This is a genomic window from Sphingobium nicotianae, assembly GCF_018603885.1.
Classification (GTDB): Bacteria; Pseudomonadota; Alphaproteobacteria; order Sphingomonadales; family Sphingomonadaceae; genus Sphingobium; species Sphingobium nicotianae.
Map to the genome: position 1 here is coordinate 368,719 of NZ_JAHGAW010000002.1, position 11,627 is coordinate 380,345.

Annotated in this window: 9 protein-coding genes and 1 pseudogene; 4 read left to right on the forward strand and 6 right to left on the reverse strand. The window is 65.5% G+C overall.

Translation table 11 applies throughout. The features are described 5' to 3' along the window. Window positions 1–123: 123 nt before the first annotated feature. Together KK488_RS04455 and KK488_RS04460 are read left to right on the forward strand one after the other, a co-directional pair. Complete coding sequence (locus KK488_RS04455) at window positions 124–420, forward strand: integration host factor subunit alpha (protein WP_214621917.1); 297 nt, start codon at window positions 124–126, stop codon at window positions 418–420. A 49-nt stretch (window positions 421–469) separates the two neighbouring features. Next, window positions 470–775 (forward strand): annotated as a pseudogene (locus tag KK488_RS04460) (MerR family transcriptional regulator); the annotation flags it as partial. Between the two features lie 167 nt (window positions 776–942). Here the strand turns inward: KK488_RS04460 and KK488_RS04465 are convergent. The 3 genes from KK488_RS04465 to KK488_RS04475 all read right to left on the reverse strand — a co-directional run bounded on the left by KK488_RS04465 (window position 943) and on the right by KK488_RS04475 (window position 4,733). Beyond that, window positions 943–1,494: a SixA phosphatase family protein gene (locus KK488_RS04465; RefSeq protein WP_214621919.1), complete on the reverse strand. Its 552-nt coding sequence runs from the start codon at window positions 1,492–1,494 to the stop codon at window positions 943–945. After that, window positions 1,491–4,241, reverse strand: coding sequence for an ATP-dependent DNA helicase (locus KK488_RS04470; protein ID WP_214621920.1), 2,751 nt, complete (start codon window positions 4,239–4,241; stop codon window positions 1,491–1,493). The genes KK488_RS04465 and KK488_RS04470 overlap by 4 nt, the downstream gene beginning before the upstream one ends. A gap of 84 nt (window positions 4,242–4,325) precedes the next feature. After that, complete coding sequence (locus tag KK488_RS04475; RefSeq protein WP_214621921.1) at window positions 4,326–4,733, reverse strand: PilZ domain-containing protein; 408 nt, start codon at window positions 4,731–4,733, stop codon at window positions 4,326–4,328. A 170-nt stretch (window positions 4,734–4,903) separates the two neighbouring features. Here KK488_RS04475 and KK488_RS04480 point away from each other — a divergent pair, with 170 nt between their 5' ends. After that, window positions 4,904–6,517 (forward strand): lysine--tRNA ligase, encoded by a 1,614-nt coding sequence (locus KK488_RS04480; RefSeq protein ID WP_214621922.1) that lies wholly within the window; start codon window positions 4,904–4,906, stop codon window positions 6,515–6,517. Between the two features lie 158 nt (window positions 6,518–6,675). On the opposite strand, the gene KK488_RS04485 is transcribed toward KK488_RS04480, so the two are convergent. Then, window positions 6,676–7,110: a hypothetical protein gene (locus tag KK488_RS04485; RefSeq protein ID WP_214621923.1), complete on the reverse strand. Its 435-nt coding sequence runs from the start codon at window positions 7,108–7,110 to the stop codon at window positions 6,676–6,678. Window positions 7,111–7,266: 156 nt separating this feature from the next. Between KK488_RS04485 and KK488_RS04490 the strand changes: the two genes are divergently transcribed. Next, on the forward strand, window positions 7,267–8,772 hold the full coding sequence (locus tag KK488_RS04490) for a serine hydrolase domain-containing protein (RefSeq protein WP_214621924.1): 1,506 nt from the start codon (window positions 7,267–7,269) through the stop codon (window positions 8,770–8,772). A gap of 10 nt (window positions 8,773–8,782) precedes the next feature. Here the strand turns inward: KK488_RS04490 and KK488_RS04495 are convergent, their stop codons facing one another. After that, window positions 8,783–10,612, reverse strand: coding sequence for a DUF885 domain-containing protein (locus tag KK488_RS04495; RefSeq protein WP_214621925.1), 1,830 nt, complete (start codon window positions 10,610–10,612; stop codon window positions 8,783–8,785). Between the two features lie 351 nt (window positions 10,613–10,963). Then, entirely contained in the window at window positions 10,964–11,371 is a 408-nt protein-coding gene (locus tag KK488_RS04500; RefSeq protein WP_214621926.1) for an RcnB family protein, read from the reverse strand. Window positions 11,372–11,627 lie beyond the last annotated feature (256 nt).

An 11,627-nucleotide genomic window follows, 5' to 3' on the forward strand; every position in this document is an offset into this window, starting at 1 on the left:
TGCACCTGAAACCGGTAGTGTGCTCTCGATTCTTCTCGTTGCAAAGCGTTAAATTCTGCCGCACAGACGGCTTTACGGACGTCTGGGGGGATGGGCCGTTTCCCTATCTCGTTTGGGGGCGAAATGAGCTCTGATGATACACTGACCCGTGCCGAAATTGCTGAGAGACTGAATCGACAGATTGGACTGTCCCGCGCGGAATCCGCCCAACTGGTCGAACAGGTTCTCGATCTCGTGGCCGAGGCACTCGAACAAGGCGAAAATGTCAAGATTTCCGGCTTCGGAACATTCGTGCTGCGCGACAAGAATGAGCGCGTCGGCCGGAACCCGAAAACGGGAATCGAGGTGCCGATCACGCCGCGCCGCGTGCTGACATTCCGGCCAAGCCAATCGCTGCGCGATCGCGTTGCAGGGGTTTGAATAGCCGAGCCGGATTGACCGACATGCAGGGATCGTTGCACAATGCGCCATGGCCAAGGATGACGGCGCGTTTCTGACGATAGGTGAGCTTGCCCAGCAATTGGGCGTCGCTCAGCATATCCTGCGGTACTGGGAAACGCGTTTCCCTCAGCTCCGGCCGCTCCAGCGATCGGGCAACAGACGCTATTATCGGCCGCGCGACGTGGATGTTGCGCAGCAGATCAACCGGCTGTTGAACGACGAGGGCTTCACTGTGCGCGGTGCGCAGCGTGTGCTGGCGGGCCGTAAGGATGGCGCTGCGCCGGTGCTCGTCGAGTCGCCGCCAGAACCAGCGCCTGAGGCGTCCACGGCCGCGACGAGCAGTGGCCCGCAAGCTATGTTGCCGATGGGCGACCTTCCTGTTTCAAAGCCCGTCAAATCCGGCTCGCCGCCGGTCGCGCAATCCGATCTCGCGTTGCTTATCGCGCGGCTGACGGTGATCCGGCAGAATCTGGTCGACGCCCTCGACAGGGACTAACACGTTCAGACCGAGTCCGGTCCGAGCGACGGATCGAGGTCGCGTGGGCGGACAAAAGCGCGCAGTCTGGCCCTGTGTGACATGTCGGTAGCCAAGCTTGCCCAATCGGCAATGTCGAAATCCAGTACTGCCAGCGCTGCCGTCGGAAACTTGACCTCGACTGCGCCTCGCAGAGCCGAGCGGCCGTTATCCGCAACAGCCGTCAGGATCAGTTCCTCGAGGCCAGGACTATGGCCGGCCAGCAGGATCTGCGAGACCGAGTCGCTGGTCTCGGACAGGACTTCCGCAATCGTCGCACCGCCTGCCAGATAGATGCGCATGTCGAATACGGGCTCGGGGCAGTCGCCATGCGCCTCGCGGAAGCGCTTCAGGGTCTCGACGACGCGAACGGCAGGCGAGGCGATGATCGCATCGAAGGAAAGTCCTTGCTGTGCAGCCCAGCGGCCCATGACGGCAGCGGCGCGATAGCCGCGATCATTCAGGCCACGGTCGAAATCGCGCAGGGCAGCATCGCTCCAGTCGGACTTCGCATGACGCAGGACCGTGACTGTTTTCATTCCGGCGCCTGCATCCTGCTCTCCAGTGACTCGGGAGCCTCCTGCCCCAAATTCGCGTCGGAACCAAGCCGGGAGCGAACCCGTGCGATCGCCTCGTCGAGGGGAACGCGCAGGATCGGAACGTCGGCCGGGAAGGCGGTGAGCAGCCGGCTGGGCATGGCGGCCGAGAGGATGACGAACTGGCCGGCATCGTCGGCACGGCGGATCAGCCGGCCGAATGCCTGGGCAAGGCGCGCGCGCACCAGCCGATCATCATAAGCGCTCGCGCCGCCGCTCGCGACGCGCCGGGCTGCATGCAGCACGGAGGGCTTGGCCCACGGCACGCCTTCCATGACCACGAGACGAAGTGACTCGCCAGGTACGTCGATGCCGTCGCGCAGGGCGTCCGTGCCGAGCAGCGAGGCGCGGGGATCGTCGCGAAACATATCGATCAGCGTCGCCGGGTCGAAGGGATCGACATGTTGCGCGTATAGCGGCAGTCCAGCACGGGCGAGCCGGTCCGCGATGCGGGCCTGAACCGAGCGTAGCCGCCGGATCGCGGTGAACAGGCCGAGCGTCCCACCGCCCGCCGCCTCGATCAGTCGCGCATAGGCGCCGGCAAGGGCGGGCAGGTCGCCGCGCTTGAGATCGGTGACGATCATCACTTCGCTCTGGCGGGCATAGTCGAAGGGGCTGGCGACGTCGAACCAGAGCGGGGGTCTGGCGAGGTGCGCGGCGCCTGAACGTTCGGCGGCGGTCTCGATATCACCGCCCGCGCGCAAGGTCGCGGAAGTGACGAGCACGCCATGTGCGGGCTTCAGCACCACTTCGGCGAGCGGCTTGGTCGGGTCGAGCCAGTGGCGATGCAGGCCGATGTCATATTCGCGCCCCTCGGCCCGGTCGACGGCGAGCCAGTCGACGAACTGGGCGTCCGGCGCGCTGCCGACCCGCAGCAGCAGCGCGATCCAGCTCATCAGCAGGTCGCAGCGCCAGCCGAGCGCGGAAATCGCGCCATCGATCCGCGCCCGGGCCGGGCCGTCGAGCCAGTCGGGCGCGACCTCGATGACGGCGACGAGTCTTTTGGTCAGCCTTTGCAGCGGCGCGAGCAGGGCTTCCAGTGCGGCCGCTGCTTCGGTCGCGGCGTCGATCAGATCGCCATCGATCTCGGTCAGATCGACTTCCAGGCCATAGCCGGGGTCAGCCTCTTTCCCCTCACGCTCGGCGCGGGCGTAGACGGTGTCGCGCACCGCCGAGAGCAGCTTTTCGATCGCGCCAAATGGACCATGTTCGACAACGCGGCGGAGCCACTCCTCCCCGGGCAGCGCGCGGGCCGCCTCTCGCGCATCATCGATCGCCTCGGCGCCGTCGGCGTCATAGCTCGCGACGTCCGAGAGGCGCGCAGCTAGTCCGCGCCGCCGCCCGCGCCGCTCGGTCTCCGGCCCCATGATCCAGCGGCGCAGTTCGATCGCTTCGCGCCCCGTCAGCGCCGCGCCGAAGGTCGAATCGGCGGCATCGAACAGATGATGGCCCTCGTCGAAGATAATTCGCGTCGGCGCGCCCTGCGTTTCGCGGCCGCGCGCGGCGTTGATCAGCACCAGCGCGTGATTGGCGATGACGATATCGGCGCCCTGGCTTGCCCGAGTCGCACGCTCGATGAAGCATGTCCGAAAGTGCGGGCAGCCGGCATAGATGCATTCACCGCGTCGGTCGGTGAGGGCGGTGGCGCCGGCTCGCCGGAAGAGGGCGGGGAGCCACCCAGGCAGGTCGCCGCCGACCATATCGCCATCGCGCGAATAGCCCGCCCAGCGCGCGACGAACTGCGCGAGAATCGCCGCGCGGCCCGCAAACCCGCCCTGCAGGGCATCTTCCAGGTTGAGCAGGCAGAGATAATTCTCCCGCCCCTTGCGGATGACGACATGTTTGCGGAAGGCGGCGTCGTTGGGGTAGTGGCGCCGCGTCTCACGGTCCAGTTGCCGCTGGAGGGCCTTGGTGTAGGTCGAGATCCAGACCGCTCCGCCGGCCCGCTCGGCCCACAGCGTCGCGGGCGCGAGATAGCCCAGCGTCTTGCCGATCCCCGTTCCGGCCTCCGCCAGCACCATGTTCGGCATGTTTTCGCGGCCGCGCGGATCGAACGTCGCCGCCGCAGCGTGGGCGAAGTCGCGCTGGCCCTGGCGCGTCTCCGCAGCCTTTCCGGTCAGTTCGGCCAGTCGGGCGAGGATCTCCGCCTCGTCGAGCACCACCGGGCGCGGCTGCGGACGGGGCGGCTGCTCTTCCCATTGCGGGAGCCGGCTGAACAGCCAGCGCTCTGCTTCCTTCGGCATGGCGATCCGCTCGCGCAGAAAGGGCACCCAACTCCAGCGCAGTTTCTCCAGTTGCTTGAGGCTCGTCCAGGCGCCCTCGCGCTCCGCCCAGTCGGCGCGCCCCGCCCATTCGAGCATTTCCCGGGCGAGCGCAGGGATGAGCAGGGCCGCCTCACTGTCGCTGGCGGGCGGGGCGAGGCCCATGGACCGTGCCAGGCCCGCGACGGTGGGGATCACGAACTGCGCGGGAAACAGGAAGGCGAACAGTTCCAGCAGATCGAGGCCCGACAGATCCGGATAGCTTAGACGCGATCCCAGCAAGGGCGCGTTGACGAGCAGCAACGGCGTTTCGGCGGCCTTGGCCAAAGCCTCGCCGCGCTGAAGCGAGACGACGGCGCCGTCTTCGTCCGCCAGCCAGACGCCGGCGTGACTTGCGTGAAGGGCCGGGGGAAGGGCTGCGAGTGACACGCGCCTGCCATAGCGCGGGATGGCGAAGAGGGGAACGGTTCGTGAACGTTTTCGGAGCTCAATTGCTTTGGGCGCCGTCGCTCTTCAGCCGCCGCGGCGTCCGAACCCGCCGACCGCCGCGCGGCCGAAGGCGCGGACGCCGGGCGCGGTCGCGCGATTACCCATGCTCGGATAGGCCATTTGGGACGCAACCTCGCCGGGCATCTGCATGGCGCGCGCCAGCATCAGTCGCTCGAACAGCGGACCATCCGTCAGCGGGAAGGAGAATTTGACGCCCATGCGATCGACTTCCGACCAGCGGCATTGGGCGAAGACGGTCTGGCCCATATATTCGATCTGAAAGCGGGTGCCGACGGCCAGCGAACAGCCGATGATCTGGGTGCCGTGCTCGGTCAGATCGACAACGGCGGCGTCCACCGAATCGAGCACGGTCGTCACCGTGACCGGAATATCGACGGTGAACCGCCTCTGCCGCTGAATCTGACTGTCCATGTCCGGTCTCTGGCCTCCCTGCGGCGCCCTCACCCTGAAGAGCACGACTGCGCTCTGTGACATTTTGCACATATTGGTAAATTTTCGGGTAACCGAGGTGGGCTCGCGCGGCAGCAAAACCGGATTTTTATGCTATTGGCCGGCCGAACTTGCCGCTAGAGCCAGCCGCCATGACACAGTCCGAGAACCTGCCCGATATAGCTGCCGAGCTGCGTGCCGCCGCCCTGGTCTCCAAGGCCTGGCCTTATGAGGAAGCGCGCAAGCTCCTGAAGCGCTATCCGCAGGGCAAACCCCAATCCACTCCGGTGCTGTTCGAGACAGGATACGGCCCCTCGGGCCTGCCGCATATCGGCACGTTCAATGAGGTGCAGCGCACGACGATGGTGCGCCATGCCTATGAAGAACTGACCGGCGCACCGACGCGGCTGATCGCGTTCAGCGATGACATGGACGGCCTGCGCAAGGTGCCAGACAATGTGCCGAACCAGGGCCTGCTGGCCGCCTATCTTGGCCATCCGCTCACCAAGGTGCCCGATCCGTTCGGGAAATATGAGAGCTTCGCGCATCACAACAATGCGATGCTGCGCAGCTTCCTCGATCAATACGGTTTCGACTATGAGTTCATGTCGTCGACCGACATGTATCGCGGCGGCCATTTCGACGAGGCGCTCAGGAATGTGCTGCGCCATTATCAGGCGATCATGGACATCATGCTGCCGACGCTGCGCAAGGAACGGCAGGCGACCTATTCGCCGGTGCTGCCGATCAGCCCCACGAGCGGCATTGTGCTGCAGGTGCCGGTCGAGGTGGTCGATGCCGATGCCGGTATCGTGCGGTTCGAGGATATGGGCGAGATGGTCGAGCAGTCGATCCTGTCGGGCGGCGCCAAGCTGCAGTGGAAGGTCGACTGGGCGATGCGCTGGGTCGCGCTCGGCGTCGACTATGAGATGGCCGGCAAGGACCTGATCGACAGCGTCACGCAATCGTCGAAGATCGCGCGGGCGCTGGGCGCGCGGCCGCCGGAAGGTTTCAATTACGAGATGTTCCTCGACGAGAAGGGCGAGAAGATCTCCAAGTCCAAGGGCAACGGCCTCTCGATCGAGCAATGGCTGACCTATGGCTCGGAGGAGAGCCTGGCCTTCTACATCTATCGCGAGCCCAAGGCGGCCAAGTCGCTGCACATCGGCGTGATTCCGCGCGCGGTCGACGATTATGAGCAGTTCCGCGCCGCCTATGCGACGCAGGCGGTCGACAAGCGTCTGGGCAATCCCGTGCATCATGTCCACGGCGGCCGCGTGCCGCAGGACGGGTTGCCGGTGACCTATGGTCTGCTGCTCAATCTCGTCGGCGTGATGGGTGCGGACGCGACCGAGGCGCAGGTCTGGGCCTATCTGCGCAATTATGCGCCGGATGCCTCGGCGGAAAATCACCCGCGGCTGGCGGGACTGGTGCGCAATGCGCTGGCGTTCAACCGGGACTTTATCGCGCCGACGCTCAAGCGCCGCGCGCCCGAGGCGAACGAGGCGCTGGCTTTGCGGGAGCTCGATGCGCAGCTCGCGGCACTACCGGCCGATGCGAGCGCGGAAGACATCCAGACGATCGTCTATGAGATCGGCAAGGACCCGCACTACGGCTTCGAGCAACTGCGCGACTGGTTCAAGGCGCTCTACGAGACGCTGCTCGGCGCCGAGCAGGGGCCGCGCATGGGCAGCTTCATCGCGCTCTACGGCATCGAGAACAGCCGCGCGCTGATCGCGCAGGCACTGGACAGCGTCGCGGCCTGATCGCCATCCAAACCCACCGTTCATCCTGAGTAGCCACTGAGCTTGTCGAAGTGGCATATCGAAGGATCGCGTACCGTCCTTCGATACGCGCCCTCGATACGCTGCTTCGCAGTTACTCGGTCGCTACTCAGGACGAGCGGGTGGTTGGCTCGGGTTCATCACGCCTCCGGCCGGTGCGGCTGGAGCGATGCTGCCTGGATCGCCGCTGCCGCGGCGACCGCGCCTATGAAGACATGGCGCGCGACGTCGACCGGCAGGACCTCACGCAGCAACGTCACCGCCGCACCCTCGTCGCCCTGCACCGCCGTCACGGCAATGTCGCCAAGCAGCGCCTCGTCGGGGCTGAGCGCCATGCAGCAGGGGCGGTGGATGAGGAAGCTGTCGGGCCAGACCGCCTGAAGCGAGCGCACCAGCCGCGCGACCCGGCGCGCCGCCTCCATGCTGCGCAGCCGCACGGCGAGATCGGGCAGGGGATCGCGCCCGGCCTGGCCGAACAGGATGCACAGGCGCGTGGCCATGATCATGTGCATCGCGGTCAGCGGATAGGCGCGCAGATCCTTGAAGTGGAACAGGGCGGAGAGGTCTTTTGCCATGGCATCATCCCGAAGTCTGTTGGGACTCGGGTATATGCTATTGCGAATGAATTGCAATAAAGAGACTTGCTGTTTTTCGAACCTTCTACGCAATTGGTACCATTGCTCATTGGCACGACGATCGCCCACAAGGAGCGAGGCATCAGGGGAAAGCGGATGACAACACCGATCAAGGCGTTTGGGCTGGCCGTTCTGGCCCTCTTCGCGGGCCGCGTGGCCGCGCAGGCGCAACCGCTCGACGCGGCGACCGGGACGAAAATCGAGACGATCATGGAGCAATGGCGGCTGGATGCGCATGTGCCCGGCCTCGTCTATGGCGTCGTCAAGGATGGGCGGCTGATCGCGGTCAAGGGCCTCGGCATTCAGGATGTCACCAGCAAACGTCCGGTCGATGCCGACTCGCTGTTCCGCATCGCCTCGATGAGCAAGGCGTTCACCGCGCTCGCGATCCTCAAGCTGCGCGACGAGGGCAAGCTCTCGCTCGACGCGCCGGCCGAGACCTATGTGCCCGAGCTGCGCGGCTGGACCTATCCCACGAAGGACAGCCGCAAGATCCGCGTGCGGGACCTGCTCAATCATGCCGCCGGCTTCGTCACCGACGACCCCTGGGGCGATCGCCACCAGCCGATCAGCGAGGGGGAGTTCACGCGGATGCTGAAGGCGGGCGTCCCCTTCTCCCGCCAGCCCGGCATCGGCATGGAATACAGCAATTTCGGCTTCGCGACGCTCGGTCGGATCGTCACCAACGTCTCGGGCAAGCGCTACCAAGATTATATCCGCGACACGATCATGACGCCGCTCGGCATGGCCTCGACCGGCTACGACATCTTCAAGTCGCCGACCGAGCGCCGCGCGATCGGCTATCGCTGGCAGGACGATGGCTGGGTGCGCGAGCCCGACATGGCTGACGGCGTGTTCGGCGCGATGGGCGGCGTCCAGACCAGTGCGAACGACTATGCGCGCTGGGTCACCTTCCTGCTCTCCGCCTGGCCGCCGCGCGACGAGGCGGATGCCGGCCCGGTCCAGCGCGCGACGGTGCGCGAGATCGTCGAAGGATCGAACTTCCCGGCGGGTGGGATGCGCGCGGCGGCGATCGGCGGCGCGCCATGCCGACAGGCGCGCACTTACGCGATGGGCTGGTATGTGCTGGACGATTGCGACCTCGGCCGCGTGCTGATGCACGGCGGCGGCTATCCCGGCTATGGTTCGCGCGTGCTGCTGATGCCGGACAAGGGCCTCGGCATCTTCGTGCTCAGCAACAAGACCTATGCCGGCCCGACGACGCCGGCCTTCAAGGCGGCGCTTGCGCTGCTGGCGACCGGCGCCATCCCGGACCGCGCCATTCCCGTGAGCAAGGGCGTGACGCAGGGCTACGAGATCGCCAGGGCGATCTGGGCGGCGGGCTCGGTCTCTGGCGCCAGGGGCTCGCTGGCTATCAACTTCCTGATGGACCGCGACGAGCCGCATTGGGCGCGCGAGCTGGCGCGGCTCAAGGCGCAGGTCGGCGCTTGTCCGGCCACCGAGGGGCCGACGCCGACCACGGCGATGCAGGCCAGCTTCAGCTGGACCTGCGAGCATGGCCGCATCGAGGGCAGCCTGCTGCTTGCGCCCGAACCGACGCTGCAGTTGCAGGCCCTCGACTTCTCGATCGCTCAGCCCTGAAGGCGGGAAGTCACCCCGCCTTCTTCGCGGCGATCCAGTCGTCGATCTTCTTCTCCAGCACGCTCATCGGCAGCGCGCCGGTCATCAGCACCTGGGCGTGGAAGTCCTTGACGTCGAACTTGTCGCCGAGCGCGTCCTGCGCCTTCTTCTTGAGGCGCTGGATGGTCAGCGCGCCGACCTTGTAGGCGAGCGCCTGGCTGGGGATGGCGATGTAGCGCTCCACCTCGGCGGTGGCGTCGGTCTTTCCCATCGACGAGTTGTCGAGCATGTAGGCGATCGCCTGATCGCGGGTCCAGCCCTTGGCGTGAATGCCGCTGTCGACGACCAGCCGCATCGCGCGCAGCATCTCGTCGTCGAGATGGCCCATGCGCTGATAGGGATCCTTGTAGAAGCCGAACGGATAGCCCAGCGTCTCGGCATAGAGCGCCCAGCCCTCGACATAGGCGGTGTTGCCGCCGAACCGCATGAAGGCGGGCAGGGTGGTATTTTCCTGCGCGAGGCTGATCTGGAAATGATGGCCCGGCGAGCCCTCGTGCAGATAGAGCGTCGTCTCGCCGGGGATGCTGCGCGAGGGCAGGTCATAGGCGTTGAAATAGAAGGTGCCCGGCCGCGTGCCGTCCGCCGAGCCGCTCTGATAGGAGCCGCCGGCCTCATATTTCTCGCGGAACTCGGGATAGGGCTCGATGTTGAGCCTGGTCTTGGGAATGGTCGAGAATTGGGTGCCGACCTTCTCGTCGACCAGCTTCCCGATCCGGTAGAAATCCTGCGTCATGCCGGCCCGCGAGGTCGGATGGAACTGCGGATCGTCGCGGATGTGATTGAAGAATTCGCCGAGCGTACCCTTGAAGCCGACTTCCTGACGGATCTGCTCCATCTCCGTGCGAATGCGCGCGACCTCGGAGAGGCCGAGCGTGTGGACATAGTCGGCCGTCAGCGGCAGCGTCGTCGTGCTCTTGATGAGCTGGGCGTAGAGCAGGTCGCCGCCCTTCATTGCGCCGAGGCCGACGCCATCGCGCGTCCTGGGCAGATAGTCGGTGGCGAGGAAGTCGCGCAGGCGCTTGTGGACCGGATTGAGGCCGGAGACGATCATCGCGCGATAGGCGGTCTTGAGGCGGGCCTGATCGGCGGCCGAGATGCCCTCGGGGAAGGTCGTCACCGGTCCGTAGAAGGGCGAGTCCTCGACCTTCTGCGCCAGCAGCGTGTCGAGCTGCGCGATCACATTGGTGATGGTGAGCTTCGTCTCGACCACGCCCGAGGCCAGGCCCTCGCGCATGCGCGCGATCGCGCGGTCGGTGTAGACGATATACTCCCGGTGGCGCTTGAGGTTGTTCTCATAGTCGGCCAGCGTCTTGAACGGTGCCGCGCCCTTGCCTGAGGCGAAAGTCGGGTAGAAGGTGTGGAAGGCGCTGAAATGATTGACCGGGCGCACTGCCACCAGTGCCAGGATCTCGGGCCGCAGATTGTCGAGCGTGTCCTGCGTCTGCCACTCGAACACGTCATAGGCGATCTTGTTCTGGGCATTGAGCCTGGTCCGGTCGATCGCATGCAGCGCCGCCATGTCCGCCTGTGCGGCCTTGCGCTCGCCGTCATAATAGGCGTCGCTGATGTAGTCGCCGAGCCGGTCCGCGTAGCGCAGGTCGCCGCGGAACAGGGCGTTTAGCGGATTGCGCTTGAGATTGGCCTCGTCCGACGCGTTGAACAGCGCGAAGAGCTTGTCGTCCTCGCTTTGCGCGGCGGGGCTCGCGGTGGGCGCGGCCGGCTGGGCGGAGGCAGGGATGACGGGCGCTGCGGCCGTGATGAGCAGAGCAAGGGTGTGGAGAGTGCGCCGGGCACGGAGCATGCAATGTCCTTTCGAGAGCGGTCGATCGTCGCCGATCGCATGCTGCCTGCGTAACGGGCGGAAAAGCTGTCGACAACTACCGGAAAACCAAGGCGGAGAGACAATTTACTTCTGCCTTTGCGGTCGTTGCGGGGCGCGATCCCGGCGCGCAATTTTCTTTCGAAGTTCACGAAGGTCACGGTGCGGCGTAAATTTTTTCCCTTGGCACGTCGGCGCAATTCGAGGCCTGATCGTCACAAGGACGGTGCGGCGTTTTCATGCCATGAACCGCGCTTTGTAGGACAGCGAGAAATGGAAAGGCCCCTCCGCTGTGCGGAAGGGCCTTTGTCCGATTGGTGTTCTGCCGGTCGATCAGCGGAAGGCGTTATAGACGACCTTCACGACGCGGCCGGTGCGGACATTGACGAGCAGCGCGTCGTCGAAATGGCGCACCCAGCGCTGGTTGACGCCCGGACGGGCCCAGCGGAAACGACCATAATCGGTGATCACATAACGATTGCCGAAATAAGCCGGCTGGATGCGCGCACCGACCGTGAAACGCTGATAGCGGAAACGGGCATTCCACGGATGCGTCCGGTTATAGTCGCGCACTTCATGGCGATAATCCCATTTGGCGTCGCGCAGGTCGCGCTGAGCCTCGCGCACGTCGCGGCGCGCCTCGCGCACATCGTGACGATCATGGCGGTCGGGCTGGGCCATGGCTGTGGAAGGCACCAGGGCAAGAGCGGCAAGGCTCGCGAGGATCAAATTCTTCTTCATCGCATATACTCCTATTCCCTTGTTCAGTGCCGGAAGAGGCGGCTGCCCGGGGGGGCAGGGCGCCGCTCTCGTCCGACAAAGCCGTTATGACCCGCCACGCCTGAACAACGCGGGAACCGGTCTGTCAGTTTCCGGTCATAAGTGTCGCAATTTGTAGGGAATGAGGAGGGGTGAAAGCGCCTGCGCGCCCGTTCGTGTCGAGCGAAGTCGAGACACGCCGAGGCAGACCTATTCGGGTGTAGACTTCGCGCGGCAC